This window comes from Lysinibacillus sphaericus (assembly GCF_005217585.1).
Taxonomy (GTDB): Bacteria; Bacillota; Bacilli; order Bacillales_A; family Planococcaceae; genus Lysinibacillus; species Lysinibacillus sphaericus.
The window spans coordinates 94,282-111,853 of record NZ_SZPT01000004.1 but is presented as its reverse complement, the minus strand read 5'-3'; the positions used below and the strand labels follow the sequence as shown (position 1 = coordinate 111,853).

Genomic DNA, 17,572 nt, shown 5'->3' with positions numbered 1-17,572 from the left:
GGTAGGGATAAATCATGGAAAAAGAGATTTTAGAGCTTTTTAGTAATTTAACAGAGCGTGACCGTGAAATTGAATACGAGTCTTATAGAAAATTGATGAAGATTGTGCAAGAACCAGTTGATTGGACATATGCAGTTTGGGAACAACTTGTTAAAGCCCTTACATATAATAATGGACATGCGCGTGCGCGTGCTGCACAGTTTTTATGTGCATTAGCAGCAAAGAGTGATCCAGAAGAGCGTGTTCTTGATGATTTTCTAAAAATCTGGGCAGTGACGTATGATGAAAGTAAAGTAACAGCAAGACAGGCATTACAAGCAATCTGGCAAATTGGGCTTGCTGGACAGGTTCAAAGAGATTTAATTGTTTCTTATTTAGCGAAAAGGTTCCAAACTTGTATGGATGAAAAACAACCAACACTTATTCGTTATGATATAATTGTCTCTTTTAAGAAGTTATTTGATGCTACTAATGATCATAAACTATTGGATATTGCGATGAGGTTAATTGAAGAAGAGCAAGATACAAAATGTAAAAAGAAATATAAAACAGCCATCCGTTAACATAGCGAGATGGCTATTTTTATGGTGAGCGAGTTATTTTGAAGAAAGAAAAGTTATTGTTATAATGAAAAAAACAGTATTTTTGATTCATATAAATATAGGTCTTATTTACTTATATGGAATTTAGTATGCAATAGTTACTAAATTTCTAAAAAGCGACAAAACCATTTGTTGAGGAATAAGCAACATAATTATTCACGCAATATACAGGGTGAGGGGTTATAGTTGGTCATTCTATATAAAAAATAGTAACTAGAAAGGGTCGAGATAATGGGTATTTATAATTATTTAGTAAAGAAGCCAAACGGTGAAATTTTATCAATGGAAACATATCGTGGAAAGACGATGCTAATTGTCAACACAGCTAACCAATGTGATTTTACATATCAATTCGAAGATTTACAGAAAATGTATGATAAATATGGCGAGAATAATTTCGTTGTGCTTGGTTTCCCTTGTAATCAATTTGGAGAACAAAACCCAGAAGATGGAGCAAAGACGATTAAACTTTGTCAAATTAACTACGGGGTAACGTTCCCAATCTTTGAAATAGTTCAGGTAAATGGCGAAGGGACACATCCATTATTCAATTATTTAAAGCACGAAGTAGATTTTCGTGAATTCGGCAAAGCCAATATGCAGGAAAAGATGTTAGCAGAATCAATTATCCAAATTGCTCCTAGCTTTTTAGATGGGCGTAATATTCGTTGGAACTTTACGAAATTTTTAGTAGATAATCAAGGTAATATAGTGGAACGCTTCGAACCAACCGATTCCCAACTAGATATTGAGCAAGCAATTGAAAAAATTTTATAGCTAGCTCTTTTAGTCAGAATTATTAGGAAAGAATAACGAATAGCTGGTCATGATGTAGAAATAGTGCTAAGTAGTGTGTGGATATATTCGATTATGCTTCAATTTCATAACTATTTTTTTAAATCCATATATGATAAACTGCTATTCAAGTGAATAATTCTTGCAGAATAATGGTGCTAATTTAGCATAATCGGGAATTCGGTGTAAGACCGAAGCTGTTTCCGCAACTGTAAGTACAAAAATCATAATACATGCCACTGTCCAAAGACAACAGGATGGGAAGGCTTTATGAGCGCTACGAAATAAAGGTAGCAAACTGTACGAGCCAGGAGACCGACCGTTATTTAATGTATAAAAACTCTTCGGAAGCTAGGAGGATATACGGCAAATACATTAGCTGTCTTCGTCAGATAACACTATATATGCTATTTTCGTCGTTCCCTAGGGAGCGACGTTTTTTTATGCACCTTTTAAGCAAAATCTGTTCATGAAAGAAAGAAGGGGTTACAGATGAAAAAAGATGCGCGTTATTCTTGTTACCCGTTCATGCGTGAAAAAATATCTACAGTTGATTTTGAAATCCGTACAGATAGTTTAACAACGCATATCGGTGTAGCATTGGCTGCTGTAAAAGCCGAAGAAGTTGAAGTAGTTGGGGCAGATTTATTGACTATTTTGCCAATGGCATATCATGTCAATGGCTCGGTACGCGGCAAACTAGCGGTAACGGAAGAAGATTTATCATGGCTCAGTGATCGTTATGATTTTTATGTAGGACATGTAAAGGAACAAATTCAAAATTTTGTTTTGCCACAAGGCACGGGGGCTGCAACTGCGCTTCACTTATGTCGGAGTGAGGCAAAAAAATCGTACCGTGTGCTACACAAAGTGTCAGAGGAAAGGGAAGTACCGGACATTCTTTTCGACTACTTAGGATTACTAGCTAATGTATTTTTTGTTATGGCTGTTTACATGAATCAACAGGCTGGAATCGCTGAAATCCCGTTTATTAGTAAATCATATCCAATGAAGAAAAAGAAGGAGAATGAATAAAGTGAAAAAACTATTAAAATTCCAATGGCTTACTGTGTTAATGCTTGCGCTTGTATTGACAGGATGCGGCACAGCAGATAAAGCGAAAAATGACGATACATCTAAATCAGACCAACAAGTTGAGCAAAGTGGCTATAAAGTTAAGGATGATCGCGCTGTAGAAGTAGCATTTGATGCAGTACCGAAAACTGTTGTGTCATTACAACCAAGTAACACAGAAATTTTATTTGCACTAGGTGTTGGCGATAAAGTTGTCGGAGCTACAGAATATGATACGTACCCAGAAGAAGCAAAAAACATCGAACGTGTGTCAGATTCAGTGACATTTAATAGCGAACGAATTGTAGCCTTAAAGCCAGATGTTGTCATTGCGTACTCTACAGGAAATGAAGAGACACTAGATGCACTAAAAGGTCTTGAAGATGCAGGTGTAAAAGTATTTGTTATTCAATCAGCTGCATCATTTGAAGATGTTTATGGAGATATTCAACAACTTGCTGAAGTGATGGGTGTACAAGATAAAGGTGAGCAATTAAACAAAGAGATTAAAGCGAAAATTGCTGATGTTCAAGCAAAAGTAAAAAGTGTAGAAACACCAAAAAATGTTTACTTAGAAATTAGCCCAAAACCTGATATTTATACAACAGCAGCTGGTACTTTCCAACAGGAAATTTTAAATGCTGCAAATGTCAACAATGTATTTGGTGACCAAACAGGATGGGTAAAGGTTGCAGAGGAAGATGTTATTGCGAAAAATCCTCAAGTTATTTTAACAACTGTCAACTATGTAAAAGACCCAGTAGGGGAAATTCTAGGACGTGATGGATGGAATACGATTACAGCTATTGAAGATAAAGCAGTAAATGCTATTGATACAGATATTTCAAATCGTCCAGGACCTCGTATCGGGGAAGCTGTTGAGATGGTTGCAAAAGCTGTATATCCTGAGTTATTTAAATAAGGATAAACGGTAAAAACCTTTCATAATAGCTTAGGCAAAAGAGAAAAGAGGCTGGGACATAACCCTAAAATTCTAAATAGAGATACATTGGTTTTGATAAATTTTTGCTAAGAAAATATATAGAACATATTTACTATTATTTCTTTTGCAATGAATAATAAATTAGAAGGGTTCCCTAGTTGTTGGTAGCGGAGGTGGTGACTCTAGCGGGAAAAGCACATTATGTTAGATGCAACAGACCGCGCGTAGCGAGGGTTGCGGCTTACGGTGTGCCCGCAGAAAGCACCGCCGAAGCGGACAATACTGGCGCAGCAAAAAAGTGTTAGATTGACTGTCATCAATCTAACACTTTTTCTCTTTTTTCCATTATTTGTTTTTGCTATGCCGTTGTTGCCTGCTGGCATTTCTTCCTTTGTAGAAAGCATTTGCCTTAGCGGACAATAGCGTGATTCATGTTTTAAAATAAATATAGTTGAATAAATAAGGCATTGGATAATTGGTATTATCTTTGTTTGTTCTATAAAATAGAAGTAGAAATGATTGCTAACATAAGGGAGGCGTAGTGGATGACACAGTTTGACATGAAAGTTATTCCGTTTGAGGCAGTCTTGAATTTCCGCGACATGGGTGGCTATAAGACGAGGGATGGTCGTATCGTAAAGAATGGCTTACTATATCGTTCAGCTGCACTTGGTAAGATGACACAAGCGGATAAGGTGCGCTTTGAAACATTAGGGGTAAAAACAATTTTTGATTACCGAGATGAACACGAGGCACGAAATAACCCTAATCCAACATTCAAGGATGCAAAGTATATTCAAATTCCTGCAAAGGGAAATCATGCGTTTGAGATGCCAACAAATACTGGTGGTCACAATTTTTATAAAGTTGTAAGTCCTGAGATGTTTCGAGATTTTTATGCACAAATGCCATTTAACAATGTATCATTTAAAAAATTAATGGCAACAATCCAAAATCCAGATAATCTAGGTCTAGTTCATCATTGTGCAGTAGGCAAAGATCGAACAGGTATTGGAGGAGCTCTTATTTTGCTAGCATTAGATGTGCCAGAGGAAACCATTATGCAAGACTATTTAGAAACAAATATTTACTTACGCCCAATGGTAGAGCGCATGGCACAGGCAATCCAAGATACTTTTAATGATTATGAATTACAGCAGTTTCACGCACTAATGTCAGCTCGCGAGGATTATTTGCAAGCCGCCTTTGATGCTATGGATAGTAAATACGGTTCAAAAAACGTATTTTTAGAGCAAGAATTTGGCTTAACAACAGAAAAACGACAGCAATTACAAGAATATTGCTTATGTTAATAAGACACCCTTTCACGCCATGCAGTGAGAGGGATTTTTTTGTAGCTATTCAATTATTTTTGTATTACCTATCCTATACAACAAGCCAATCTGTGATAAGATACAATAGATTTTTATGTAATGGATAGAGAGAAGTGAAGTAGTTGGGACATGCGATGAGAGAGAAACATTCAACCGACCAGTTTAGTTTATTTCATTTAACATGGCCGATCTTTTTGGAAGTTTTTTTATTTATGTTAATGGGATTAGCCGATACATTGATGTTAAGTGCTTTGTCGGATAATGCAGTTTCAGGTGTTGGTGCTGCCAATCAATATATTCATATTGCGATATTAATACTTGAAGTGGTGGGCAATGGTGCTGCCATTGTTGTATCGCAATATTTAGGTTCGAAACGCTATTTAGAGGCTACAAAAATTTCGGCATTAGCAGTTACGATGAACGTAATTGTTGGGCTTATTATGAGTATGATTTTTTTCTTCGGCTCAAGCCATTTAATGACGATGATGAATTTAAAGGGCGATGTTTTGCAATATGCGCAAAGCTATTTAGTCATTATAGGTAGTTTTATTTTTTTACAGGCTATTATTAATGCGTTAGCAGCCATTATTCGTGTCCATGGTTGGACGAAACAGACCATGTACGTTTCGCTTGGAATGAATGTTATTCATGTCTTCTTAAATTACGGATTAATCTTTGGGAATTTTGGACTGCCGGAATTAGGTGTTAAGGGCGCTGCGATTTCCTCCATTATTAGCAGGGGACTGGCGGTACTTGTTTTTTCGTGGCTGTTGTATCAGGTGATGGAGATCCGTGTGAAGATAGAATACTATTTCACCTATTCAAAAGAATATGTCCGAAAAATTTTAAATATCGGTTTACCATCTGCTTTTGAGCAAGTGCTCTACCAATTTTGCCAAATTGTCTTCCTTTATTACGCAACCTATATAGGTGCTGAGACGCTTGCAGCAAGGCAATATGCCATGAATATTTCAATGTTTACATATTTATTTGCAGTTGCAATCGGTACAGGGACGGCGATTATTATAGGTCGATATGTGGGGGCAGGTAAAAAAGATGAGGCCTATCATCAATTATGGGTAAGCGTGCGCTCAGCTTTTATTTTCACGATACTGATGGTGAGTGTTGTTACAATTTTCCGTACGCAGTTCATGAGCCTATTTACAGATAATCCAGAGATTATCGCAATCGGCGGATCTGTTTTAGCATTAAGTATATTGTTAGAAACAGGTCGTACAATGAATATCGTCGTTATTAATTCATTACGTGCTTCAGGTGATGCAAGGTTTCCTGTTAAAATCGGATTTTTATCAATGGTATGCATGAGTTTGCCGCTGGGCTATTTATTTGTATTTGTTTTAGATTGGGGATTAGTAGGAATTTGGTTAGCTATTTCAGCAGATGAATGGATGCGTGCTATTATCGTATACTTTAGGTGGAAAAGTAGAAAATGGGAGCGTTTTGCCATTGTTTCGCCAACAGAAAAAAGGAGGGAAATATAGTGGGGGCCATTTCTAAACGAGCTGCAGGAGCGGCATTAATAAATGCAAATATTGAGCTATTTGCTTGTCCAATTTGTCAGGAGTCCATGCAAGTGTATGAGCAAGGGAGGTTGACATGTACAGCAAACCATTCTTTTGATATCGCCAAGCAAGGCTATGTCAATATGCTAACGCATGGAGCAACCTCTAAATATAGCAAGGATCTTTTTGAATCCCGCAAAAAGATAATTGATAGTGGGGTGTACGATCCTCTAGAGGAGAAAATAGCAGAATTAATAGGACAAGCAAAAACGGTGCTGGATACCGGCTGTGGAGAGGGTTCGCATTTAGCTCGCATACTGTCTGAAAGAGATAGTATCGGTGTAGGCATTGATATTGCAAAAGAGGGAATCCTTGCTGCTGCTCGCCATTACCCAGAGCAAATTTGGTGTGTAGGAGATTTAGCGAAAAGTCCCTTTGCTAAGCATAGCTTCGATGTCATATTAAATATTTTGTCCCCAGCAAATTATGAAGAATTTAAACGGCTACTTACAACTGGAGGATGCGTTGTAAAAGTGGTTCCGCAAAGTGGTTATTTGCAACAATTACGAGCGCAGCTTTACGCTGATTCGACTAAAGAAACGTACTCCAATGAGCAAACGGTCGAACGCTTTCGTGAATGTTTTACAAAGGCTACAGTAGAACGCATTACTTATACGGTTCCACTTGCTGCAATGCTTGTACCAGCATTGCTTGAAATGACGCCAATGGGCTGGCATAAAGCACAGCAAACAGCAGTGGACGTCAGTGAAATAACGATTGATGTTGATATCTTAATCGGTCAGGTCTAAATTAGAGCGATTTGACTTGGACAATTGCGGTATACAGCACTTTTCGATTACAATAGTAATAACTATTGAATAAGGTAGGAATAAAACAGTGTATAAATTTACGGCAAATCTTGTCAAATTAATATTAAAATTAACAGGTTCAAAGGCTCGTGTATATGATGCGCATAACTTACCAAAGGAAGGTGGGTTTATTATTGCGTGTACACATACAGGCTATGTGGATATATTAAATTTAGGTGTTGCGGTCATGCCTCGTGAAATTCACTTTATGGCGAAAAAGCAATTGTTTGATATCAAAGGGCTAGGATGGCTTATTAATCATTTAAATGCCTTTCCTGTTGATCGTGATAATCCCGGGCCAAGTGTAATCAAAATTCCCTCACAGTTGCTGAAAGAGGGAAAAATTGTTGGGATTTTCCCATCAGGTACTCGTAATTCAGAAGGAACAGATTTAAAGCAGGGTGCTATCACCATAGCACAACTGTCCAAAACTCAAATCGTTCCAGCCGCTTACGTTGGAGCGCGAAATGCTGGCGATGTCTTTAAACGAGGAAAGGGTTATCTTATCTATGGAGAGCCGTTTTATGTGACAGGGAAAGGAAAAGAAGGTCGTGAGGAATTTACACACCATCTTGAGCATGAGTTAATTGCTTTAACAGAAGAATTGAATAAACGCATTGCAGCAGATAAAAAATAATACAGTAAGCACTCAGAATCTCGTTGATTTTGGGTGCTTTGTCGTAGGAGGCTCTTAACTCGATTTAGCTAAGGTCAAGTCGAATCAAGTTAAGAGCCCTGGCGGATGTCATAGATTTTTTGGAGGAGGTTTTCGAGCATGCTCGAAAAAAATTTGGACGCAATTACGACAAGGGGTAATTGAATTTATGATACATGTACTATTCGTTTGCCTAGGAAATATTTGTCGCTCACCAATGGCTGAGGCAGTCATGCGAGATTTAATAGAAAAAGCACAGTTGACCGACAAAATCGACGTAGATTCCGCTGCAACAAGCTCATGGCATATCGGTGAGCCACCCCACCGTGGAACACAAGACAAGTTACGAGAATATGGTATAGCGACAAAGGGAATGCAAGGAAGACAGCTACAAAAACATGATTTTGATCAATTTGATTATATTGTAGGGATGGATGAAAATAATGTTCGTAATATTTTTACGATGCTAGGTAATCCAGATTCACCGAAGATTTTTCGTTTTTTAGATTTAACGGACCATCAAATGGATGTACCTGATCCATACTATACAGGTGATTTTCAGGAAACTTATGATCTAGTATTAGAGGGCTGTCAGGCATTATTAGAAAAAATTAAGTTTGACAACAAGTTATAGGCACTAGCTTCACGATTATTTTTGTCTTAAAATGGTAAATATTATGTAATTTCCCCATGTGAAAAGATTACCTTAAACATTGGCATATCTAGCTTTGAAGGCATCAATATGTTATTATTTGCAGAGTAAAGATACGAAAAGTATTTAAATACCATTTGCAGATGTGTAAATGTGCATCTATGATTTTTATAAACTTTATTTTTGAAAGAGAGTGGAAACAATGGGTCGTAAGTGGAACAATATTAAAGAAAAGAAGGCGTCAAAAGACCAAAGCACAAGTCGTGTTAATGCAAAATTCGGTCGCGAAATTTATGTAGCAGCAAAATCAGGCGAACCAGATCCTGAATCAAATCGCGCTCTTAAAGTTGTTCTTGAACGTGCTAAAACTTACAGTGTTCCTAAACATATTATTGAAAAAGCGATCGAAAAAGCAAAAGGTGGCGGTGACGAAAACTTCGACGAATTACGCTACGAAGGTTTTGGACCGGCTGGCACAATGCTAATCGTGGATGCTTTAACAAACAATGTGAACCGTACTGCATCTGATGTACGTGCAGCATTTGGTAAAAACAACGGTAACATGGGTGTAAGTGGTTCTGTTGCGTATATGTTTGATTCAACAGCAGTTATTGGTTTAGAAGGTAAGACAGCAGATGAAGTACTTGAAATTTTAATGGAAGCAGATGTCGATGCTCGTGATATTCTTGAAGAAGAAGATACTGTTATCGTTTATGCTGAGCCAGATCAATTCTTTGCTGCACAAGAAGCGCTGAAGGCGGCAGGTGTTCAAGAATTTACCGTTGCAGAGCTTTCAATGCTTCCTCAAACAGAAGTGACATTAACAGGTGACGATATAGCAAAATTTGAAAAACTAATTGATGCTTTAGAAGATTTAGATGATGTACAAAACGTTTACCATAACGCAGATTTAGGTGAATAGTTTTTATTATCAGTCAGGCCAGTAGCAAACCTTTGCTACTGGTTTTTACTTATGCTTTTTGCGTAGGCTCGGAAAATGGGCACAGATAAGCAAATGTGGAAATTTATTAAGGGGGAGAATTGTGCAAACCTTATTAGCAATCGTTATTTTTTTAGTGACGTTATTTTTAGTCATTGTGCAACCACGTAAATTATCTATTGGCTGGTCCGCCTGTATTGGTGCAGCATTTGCCTTAATGTTGGGCGTTGTAACATGGCATGATGTTGTGGCGGTAACTGACATTGTGTGGAATGCTACATTATCATTTATAGGCATTATTATTATTTCTCTGATTTTGGATGAAATCGGATTTTTTGAATGGGCTGCATTACATATGGCACGACTTGCAAGAGGTAGTGGTATTCGTTTATTCATCTATATAGGTTGCTTAGGAGCGATTGTTTCAGCACTATTTGCGAACGATGGTGCAGCATTGATATTAACGCCAATCGTATTAGCGATGGTAAGAAAGTTAAACTTAACAGAGCAAAAGGTTTTTCCGTTTATTATTGCAAGTGGATTTATAGCAGATACAACATCGTTACCACTGGTGATTAGTAATTTAACAAATATTGTATCAGCGGATTTTTTTGATATTGGCTTTATAGAATATGCGGTGCATATGGTAGTGCCGAATATCGTTTCTTTAATAGCTAGTATACTCGTGCTATATGTTTTTTTCAGAAAGGCTATTCCGAAGCAGTACTCGATGGAGGCGGTGGTTCAACCAACTGTTGCCATTCGAGATAAAAAATTATTCCACATCTCGTGGTACGTTATAGCAATATTATTAATTGGGTTTTTATTTAGTGAATATTTTATTATTCCAGTGTCATTTATTTTATGTAGTGTTGCGCTAATTTTTTTATGGTTGGCACAGAGAAGTAAAAATATTGATACGCAGAGGGTTATGAAAGGTGCCCCGTGGAGTATAGTGTTCTTTTCAATAGGAATGTACGTAGTCGTTTATGGTTTGAAAAATGTAGGGCTTACGGGGTTGTTAGCCGATGTGTTAGAACATGCCGTTCAGCAAGGCTTATTTGTAGCGACACTAACGATGGGATTTGTAGCAGCCATTTTGTCAGCCGTTATGAATAATTTGCCGACGGTGATGATAGATGCTTTAGCTATTGCTGAAACAAGTGCGACAGGAACAATCAAAGCAGGACTTATTTATGCTAATGTAATAGGCACAAACCTAGGGCCGAAAATAACACCGATTGGTTCCTTAGCTACATTGTTATGGCTTCATATATTGGCGCAAAAAGGCATTAAAATCAGTTGGGGTCAGTACTTTAAGATAGGTATTATCCTAACGATCCCGACACTGCTTGTTACATTACTCGCATTATGCGCTTGGCTAGCAATAATATTATAGTATTAAAGTCAAAATAGTTGAAAAAATAAATTTTTAGGTAATAATTAGTTATTATACTAGCAAAATGAAGAAGGAAAGTGTGCCAAAATATGAGCAGAGCAAATAAGTTAAGTAATAAAATTATTTTAATTTCATTAATGACATTAGTCGCTTTATTAATTGGTTTTATCGTCACGACGATTTACACAGCAAAATCATCTGTAAATAAAACAATGGGGTCACAGGCAGTAGCGGTAGCAGAAAACATTGCAAAACAGTTAAATGCGGATGATTATATTGAGCTTTCGAAAAAACCATCGGAGTCTAAACTTTACTGGGAGCTAAGAGAGCAATTAAACGATTTACGAGAAAAAAATGGCGTGCTTTATGCTTATACATTTGCGGTACCAAAGGAAGATCAGAAAGTAAGATTTTTAGTTGATGGTATGCCTAAAGATGACCAAGAAAATGCAGGTGCTATCAATTCGGAATCATCTTCTACTTACTATAAGGATCTTGAAAAAGTAATGGCTACAGGTAGCTATTATTCCGCAATATTACATAGTAGTGACTTTGGAGATTATTTATCGGGTACGGTGCCATTAAAAGATGAATCCGGTACGATTGTTGCCTTTGTTGGTGTAGATATTGATGCAACACAAGTAAGTGGCGTAACGAATACGGTATTAACTTCAGTTTTACCAGCCCTTATTGCGATTATGTTCGTATTAACGGTGGTTGGAATGGTCATCATGTATCGTTATATTAACCGTTCATTAAAACCACTCAGTTCTTTAGGGGAAGCAGCTGAATACTTTGCACGTGGTGATATTGTTCAAGCAACGGAAGCAGTCGAGAAATTACAGTTTAAAGGTAAAAATGAAATTGCCGTTTTCGCCAATGCTTTTAAGGAATCGTTGATAAAATTAAAAGACACTTTCCAAACGATTCAACTTCGCACGGTTGCTTTACGAGAGGTTGTTGGCAAAATAGATGCTACTTCACAGCAGGTTGAAGCATCAAACTCAAAAATTGCAGACCGTATTATTGAAATTGCGGCAGGTAGTGAACAGCACCAGCAAAACAATAATGAGGTTTTGTTAACAATGAATGAAATGTCCATTGGCATCCAACGTTTAGCTGATACAACTTCCGAAATCGCTGAGTCTTCCAGTGCAATGACGGGATTAGTAGAGTCCAATGTAAACCATTCTCAAGAGGTTATTTCGCAAATCCAAAATGTTGAATCTTCTGTGTTGCGTACAGCAGGACATGTTGAAGAGATGGGCAATAAATTCCGTTCAATTGAAGATATGGTGCTAGTCATTACCAATATTGCCGATCAAACAAACCTACTTGCATTAAATGCTGCTATTGAAGCGGCGAGAGCTGGGGAAGCTGGAAAAGGCTTTGCAGTAGTAGCAGATGAAGTACGTAAGTTGGCTGAAATGTCTAAGACTTCTGCTGATGATATTCAAAAACATTTAGTAAGCTTTAAAGATATTACGGACCGTGCTCTTTCTGAAATGGCACAAAGTACGGAAGATGTGCAAGCGGGGAATGAAGCGGTGCAACAAATTGGTACAAGCCTTTCACAAATTTTACAATCGGTTGCAATGGTTAACAATAAAATTCAAGATGACTCTGCAGTAATCGAAGAAATGTCAGCCGGTTCAGAAGAAATCTTAGCGACGATAGAGCAAATGCAAAATATTGCGCAGCAAAGTGCCTTAGGTACGAAAGAAGTTGCAACTGCTTCAGATTTACAGGTGGCAATGGTTTCAGAATTAAATGAAGTAGTAGAAATTTTGGAACGCACATCTAAAGAGGTAATTGAAGCGATTAATACATTTAAATTATAAAGAATATCAAAAAACTATTTTTCTACTCATTGTATCCCTGTAGAAAGATAGTTTTTTTTCTGTGGGAAAAATGTGTATATTAGCATATTTAAACGAAAAGGTGAGTATTCTACACATTTATTGTGAAATACATATTGTGTAAACTATAAAACCATTCCATAATATAGATTAATATTAATGCTTTAAATGAACGAAGTAAAAAGGGGTGTAAAGCATGAAATTTTTACGTTCAATACAGGGGAAATTAATTATCGTTTCAATGGCATTACTAATAGTGCCGAGCTTAATCATTGGTATAGTCAGTTATGGGAAAGCAAAGGATGGTATGGAAGGTTTAGGCGAACAAGTTATTCAAAATAGTGTTGAGTCTACTTTACAATTAATCGAACTTGCAAATGAAAGTGTAGAAAAAGGTGACATCCCTTTGGAGGTTGCGCAGGAAAGAGTACGAGAAGCGCTGCTTGGTCCAAAGGATAGTGAGGGAAAACGACCAATTAATTATCCTGGAAATCTAGGAGAGTATGGTTATATCTATGTTTTAGACGACAAAGGAACATTAACTACACATCCTACTCGCGAAGGGGATAACTTGTGGGATGATCAAGATAGCAGTGGAAAGTATTTTATTCGTGATGTAACCGAGCGAGCATTACAAGGCGGTGGCTTTACGGAATATGAGTTTACACTTCCAGGTCAGGACGTATTAGCGGATAAAATCATCTATTCTGCAAAAGATCCACATTGGGGATGGATTGTCGCATCTGGTACATATATGCAAGATTTTAATAAGGAAGCTAATTCATTGTTATTGGTTATTGGTCTAACATTATTGGGTGCCATTATTATTGGTACCGTCATTGTAATTTTTGTGTCTAGACATTTGGCTTTACCAGTTAAAAACTTATCGAAGCGTGTCCATGAAGTGGCACAAGGTAATTTAACCGTTGAAATTGAAAACCTACAACGATCAGATGAAATTGGTCAATTGAATACTGGTTTTAATGATATGGTAGATCAATTAAAGACACTAATTACAGATGTTGAGGAGGCCATTGTCGAAATTCAATCGACTTCGTCCAATTTAACAGCCGTTGCAGAGGAAACAAATGCTTACGGTGATGAAATTGTCAAAGCGATTAATGAGGTATCAAGAGGGGCAGTGAAACAAGCATCAGACGCAGAGGATACAAATCGTACAGCGATTGCATTTGCACAGCAAATTGTAGAGCTACATGATAAAAATGAATTAATGTTGGATGCTTCTCAAAAAATGAAGCAGTCCAATGAAGAAGGGCTTGTGAATTTAAACAGTTTGAAACACAAATCACAAGAATCTTCTGCGCTTATTAACAGTGTTCAAACAGTGTTCAATAGCTTAATTGTTAAAGTAAGAGAAATTGAAGGTATTGTGGGCACAATCAATGAAATTTCCGATCAAACGAATCTTCTTGCATTAAATGCATCGATTGAAGCAGCGCGTGCTGGTGAGCATGGCAAAGGCTTTGCTGTAGTAGCGGAGGAAGTACGTAAGCTAGCAGATCAAACATCTGTTGCAACAGATTTGGTACGCACGACGTTACGAGGTATTGAAAGTGAAACGAACTTAGTAAATGATGAGATGCAAAAAACAAATATCATTGTCCGTGAGCAAAATAATTCAGTTAGTATGATGGAATCTTCATTTAATGAGATAGAAGCGTCTGTCGGAGAGATTATAGTAAATATTGGAGAGATGACGGCGGGCGTAGAATATTTAAATAGCTCTAAGGAAGATATTATGCAATCGATTGAAAGTATCGCGCTGATTAGTGAGAAAAATGCAGCTTCCTCAGAAGAAGTCACAGCATCAGTTGACGAGCAACAGAGAGCTATTCAGCTTATTAGCGAATCATCTAATGATTTAACAGACGAAATTTCAGCATTACAGGAATCTATTCAACGTTTTACAATAAGATAACCATTTAGAGGCTGGGACATAACTAAAAAAATTAAAGAAACGAGGAAAGCTGTTCATAAATTTTTGCTATATGGAGAACTAGCTAACTTAGCTATTCTTGCTTTTGCAATAAATAAAAATTTAGTAGGGTTCACTAGTAGTTAGTAGCGGAGGCGGTGACTCCTCCGGGACGCACGCAGCGTAAGACGCTGGCATTCCGCGCGTTAGCTAGGGTTGCGGCTTACGTGTGCTGAGCGGAAAGCACCGCCGAAGCGGACAACGGCGCAGCAAAAAATGTGTTAGATTGATGGCAGTCAATCTAACACATTTTCTCTTTTGTACAAGCATCTTTTTTATAGGCAAGACGTTGTTAGTATAAAGGGGTGTTGCATATGAAAAGGTGGATAGTGGGAGGCATCATAATTGTTGTTTGTATAGGTAGTGCTCTTTATATATGGTTAGGACAAGAAATGAAACGAGGCACACAGCCAGTTGCAGATGGAACAGCACCATATGTTATCGTGCTTGGAGCAAAAGTAAAGCCAGGTGGTGTGTTATCACTATCTTTAAAAAGTAGATTGGAAGAGGCTGTAACCTATCTCAATCAATACCCGCATGTTAAGGTAATCGTCTCGGGTGGACAGGGAACAGATGAGGATAGAACAGAGGCATCATCAATGTTTACCTACCTAGAAGACAATGGCATTGAAGCTGAACGAATTTTAATGGAAGAGCAATCCACATCGACATATGAAAACTTATTATTTTCAAAAGAATTACTACCAGCAGGGACAAAGCAAATTACGATTGTGTCGAATGATTTCCATTTACAACGAGCGAAGTATTTAGCGAATAAGCTTGATTTAGAGGCAGATGTCGTTGTTGCCAAAACCCCAAAATCTGTGGAAGCGAAGTTAACACTACGGGAAAGAGCTGCATTATTAAAAACATATATCATTGGTCATTAATGATATATTTACTTTCTTTCCATTATATATTTGGCATATAATAGAAATATAATGAGTAAACGACAGAAAGAGGGTACTTCTATGACAACGTTTAAAGATTATGTATACAGCCGTCCGAACGTGGAGGCGATGAAAGAGCAACAGTTAGCTTTAATCGAGCAATTTAAAGAAGCACAATCGGTTGAGGCACAAAGCGAACTAATTGAAAAATTAAATGAACTGAGTAATGAATATGCGACAATGGCAAACCTCGTCTACATTCGAGCATCGATTGATACCCACGATTCATTTTACCAAGAAGAACGTGATTATTTTGATGAAGTAGGCCCTGAGCTTGAAGAAATCACAACCGAATATTATAAAGCATTAATCGCTTCACCATTCCGCGAGCAGTTAGAAGAAAAATGGGGGCAACAGTTATTTGATTTAGCATCCTATCAAATTAAAGGATTTTCACCGAAAGTCATTGATTTAATGCAAAAGGAGAACAAACTAGTATCAGAATATAATAAACTAGTTGCTTCAGCACAGATTGACTTTAACGGTGAAACATTAACGCTAGCACAGTTAGGACCTTATACAGAATCGACAGATCGAGCAATGCGTAAGGCTGCTACAGAAGCTCGTTTTGGCTTTTTTGCTGAGCATGAAGCGGAATTTGATCGCTTATATGATGAGCTAGTTAAAGTGCGTCATGAAATTGCTGTAAAATTAGGCTATAAAAATTATGTAGAGCTTGGCTATATCCGTATGAACCGAATTGATTATAATGCTGAAATGGTCAAGAAATTCCGTGACCAAGTACGTGATTTAATCGTGCCAGTTGCAACAAAACTATTTGAGCGTCAAGCAAAGCGAATCGGGATTTCAGACTTAAAATTTTATGATGAAGCTTTAAACTTCTTAACAGGTAATGCTACGCCAAAGGGTGATGCAAATTGGATAGTGGCAAACGGTAAAAAAATGTATGAAGAACTATCTCCTGAAACGGGTGAATTTTTCAACTTTATGATTGACCATGACCTAATGGATTTAGTTGCGAAAAAGGGGAAAGAAAGTGGCGGCTATTGTACGTTTATTGAAAATTATCATTCGCCGTTTATTTTCTCGAACTTTAACGGTACATCAGGTGATATTGATGTGTTAACACATGAGGCTGGACATGCCTTCCAAGTATTCTCAAGCCGTGATATTGGCATCCCAGAATATTTATGGCCAACATATGAATCATGCGAAATCCATTCGATGAGTATGGAGTTTTTCACATGGCCTTGGATGGAATTATTCTTCAAAGAAGACACGGAGAAATATAAATTTACACATTTAAGCAGTGGCTTATTATTTCTTCCTTACGGTGTTGCTGTTGATGAATTCCAACATGTTATTTACGAAAATCCAGAGATGACACCTGCTGAGCGTAAAGCTGCATGGAAAAAAATCGAGCAAACCTATTTACCACACCGTGACTATGATGGTAATAGCTATTTAGAGTCAGGTGGTATATGGCAACGTCAGGCACATATTTATGCAAGCCCGTTCTATTATATCGACTACACGTTAGCGCAAATTTGTGCGTTCCAATTTTGGAAACGTTCACGTGAAGAGTTTGACGCAGCATGGAAGGATTATATCCATTTATGTGGCTTAGGCGGTTCCATGTCATTTACAAAGCTTGTGAAGGAAGCGGGCTTAATTTCTCCGTTTGAGGATGGCTGTGTAGAATCAGTAATCGGTGTGATTGAGGACTACTTAAATTCAGTGGATGATACAAAGTTGTAGATGTTAGATAGAAACTGTGCAGAGCTAATATAGTGGCTCTATAAGAAATTAGCAAGTGTTAGATTGATTGCAATCAATCTAACACTTTTTTGCTACGCCGTTATTGCCCGCGTCTTACGCTTTGTGCGTTCTGAGCAGGAGTCACCGCCTTCGCTACCAACAACTAGTGAACCCTTCTAATTTTTTATTTATTGCAAAAGCAAGAATATGTTTTCTATAAAAATTGTCCAAGATAAGTTGTTTTTTTGCTTGTTATCTATGT

15 protein-coding genes and 1 riboswitch are annotated in these 17,572 nt (G+C 37.5%); all 15 genes read left to right on the top strand.

Annotated features, from left to right (window positions below; genetic code table 11):
• The first annotated feature begins 14 nt into the window (after positions 1–14).
• Positions 15–563 carry a hypothetical protein gene (locus FC748_RS16715; RefSeq protein WP_024364577.1) on the top strand — a complete coding sequence of 183 codons (549 nt, stop codon included), beginning with the start codon at positions 15–17 and terminating at the stop codon, positions 561–563.
• 270 nt (positions 564–833) lie between these two features.
• A complete protein-coding gene (locus tag FC748_RS16710) occupies positions 834–1,379 on the top strand; it encodes a glutathione peroxidase (protein WP_024364576.1) in 546 nt (181 codons plus the stop codon).
• A 154-nt stretch (positions 1,380–1,533) separates the two neighbouring features.
• A riboswitch (cobalamin riboswitch) is annotated at positions 1,534–1,735 on the top strand.
• A gap of 154 nt (positions 1,736–1,889) precedes the next feature.
• On the top strand, positions 1,890–2,432 hold the full coding sequence (locus tag FC748_RS16705) for a cobalamin adenosyltransferase family protein (protein ID WP_108030807.1): 543 nt from the start codon (positions 1,890–1,892) through the stop codon (positions 2,430–2,432).
• A gap of 1 nt (position 2,433) precedes the next feature.
• The gene (locus FC748_RS16700) at positions 2,434–3,393 is read left to right on the top strand and encodes an ABC transporter substrate-binding protein (RefSeq protein WP_108030808.1); all 960 of its coding nucleotides are present in this window, start codon (positions 2,434–2,436) and stop codon (positions 3,391–3,393) included.
• A gap of 566 nt (positions 3,394–3,959) precedes the next feature.
• A complete protein-coding gene (locus FC748_RS16695; protein ID WP_108030809.1) occupies positions 3,960–4,727 on the top strand; it encodes a tyrosine-protein phosphatase in 768 nt (255 codons plus the stop codon).
• Positions 4,728–4,882: 155 nt separating this feature from the next.
• Positions 4,883–6,250 carry an MATE family efflux transporter gene (locus FC748_RS16690; RefSeq protein WP_193768804.1) on the top strand — a complete coding sequence of 456 codons (1,368 nt, stop codon included), beginning with the start codon at positions 4,883–4,885 and terminating at the stop codon, positions 6,248–6,250.
• Positions 6,250–7,080 (top strand): putative RNA methyltransferase, encoded by an 831-nt coding sequence (locus tag FC748_RS16685; protein WP_108030811.1) that lies wholly within the window; start codon positions 6,250–6,252, stop codon positions 7,078–7,080. The genes FC748_RS16690 and FC748_RS16685 overlap by 1 nt, the downstream gene beginning before the upstream one ends.
• Before the next feature lie 88 nt (positions 7,081–7,168).
• Positions 7,169–7,777: a lysophospholipid acyltransferase family protein gene (locus FC748_RS16680; protein ID WP_024361396.1), complete on the top strand. Its 609-nt coding sequence runs from the start codon at positions 7,169–7,171 to the stop codon at positions 7,775–7,777.
• A gap of 187 nt (positions 7,778–7,964) precedes the next feature.
• Positions 7,965–8,429: a low molecular weight protein-tyrosine-phosphatase gene (locus FC748_RS16675; RefSeq protein ID WP_108030812.1), complete on the top strand. Its 465-nt coding sequence runs from the start codon at positions 7,965–7,967 to the stop codon at positions 8,427–8,429.
• A gap of 220 nt (positions 8,430–8,649) precedes the next feature.
• Positions 8,650–9,369 (top strand): YebC/PmpR family DNA-binding transcriptional regulator, encoded by a 720-nt coding sequence (locus tag FC748_RS16670; protein WP_024361394.1) that lies wholly within the window; start codon positions 8,650–8,652, stop codon positions 9,367–9,369.
• Between the two features lie 121 nt (positions 9,370–9,490).
• Positions 9,491–10,786: an arsenic transporter gene (locus FC748_RS16665; protein ID WP_108030813.1), complete on the top strand. Its 1,296-nt coding sequence runs from the start codon at positions 9,491–9,493 to the stop codon at positions 10,784–10,786.
• 89 nt (positions 10,787–10,875) lie between these two features.
• Positions 10,876–12,627: a methyl-accepting chemotaxis protein gene (locus FC748_RS16660; RefSeq protein WP_108030814.1), complete on the top strand. Its 1,752-nt coding sequence runs from the start codon at positions 10,876–10,878 to the stop codon at positions 12,625–12,627.
• Between the two features lie 214 nt (positions 12,628–12,841).
• Positions 12,842–14,584: a methyl-accepting chemotaxis protein gene (locus FC748_RS16655; RefSeq protein WP_024361391.1), complete on the top strand. Its 1,743-nt coding sequence runs from the start codon at positions 12,842–12,844 to the stop codon at positions 14,582–14,584.
• A gap of 371 nt (positions 14,585–14,955) precedes the next feature.
• Positions 14,956–15,531 (top strand): YdcF family protein, encoded by a 576-nt coding sequence (locus FC748_RS16650; RefSeq protein WP_108030815.1) that lies wholly within the window; start codon positions 14,956–14,958, stop codon positions 15,529–15,531.
• A gap of 81 nt (positions 15,532–15,612) precedes the next feature.
• Entirely contained in the window at positions 15,613–17,310 is a 1,698-nt protein-coding gene (locus FC748_RS16645; protein WP_024361389.1) for a M3 family oligoendopeptidase, read from the top strand.
• Positions 17,311–17,572 lie beyond the last annotated feature (262 nt).

Bases quoted from the DNA above. Each gene is read 5' to 3' on its own strand.
- FC748_RS16715 (WP_024364577.1), top strand. From the start codon at position 15: ATGGAAAAAGAGATTTTAGAGCTTTTTAGTAATTTAACAGAGCGTGAC.
- FC748_RS16710 (WP_024364576.1), top strand. From the start codon at position 834: ATGGGTATTTATAATTATTTAGTAAAGAAGCCAAACGGTGAAATTTTA.
- FC748_RS16705 (WP_108030807.1), top strand. From the start codon at position 1,890: ATGAAAAAAGATGCGCGTTATTCTTGTTACCCGTTCATGCGTGAAAAA.
- FC748_RS16695 (WP_108030809.1), top strand. From the start codon at position 3,960: ATGACACAGTTTGACATGAAAGTTATTCCGTTTGAGGCAGTCTTGAAT.
- FC748_RS16690 (WP_193768804.1), top strand. From the start codon at position 4,883: ATGAGAGAGAAACATTCAACCGACCAGTTTAGTTTATTTCATTTAACA.
- FC748_RS16675 (WP_108030812.1), top strand. From the start codon at position 7,965: ATGATACATGTACTATTCGTTTGCCTAGGAAATATTTGTCGCTCACCA.
- FC748_RS16670 (WP_024361394.1), top strand. From the start codon at position 8,650: ATGGGTCGTAAGTGGAACAATATTAAAGAAAAGAAGGCGTCAAAAGAC.
- FC748_RS16660 (WP_108030814.1), top strand. From the start codon at position 10,876: ATGAGCAGAGCAAATAAGTTAAGTAATAAAATTATTTTAATTTCATTA.
- FC748_RS16655 (WP_024361391.1), top strand. From the start codon at position 12,842: ATGAAATTTTTACGTTCAATACAGGGGAAATTAATTATCGTTTCAATG.
- FC748_RS16650 (WP_108030815.1), top strand. From the start codon at position 14,956: ATGAAAAGGTGGATAGTGGGAGGCATCATAATTGTTGTTTGTATAGGT.
- FC748_RS16645 (WP_024361389.1), top strand. From the start codon at position 15,613: ATGACAACGTTTAAAGATTATGTATACAGCCGTCCGAACGTGGAGGCG.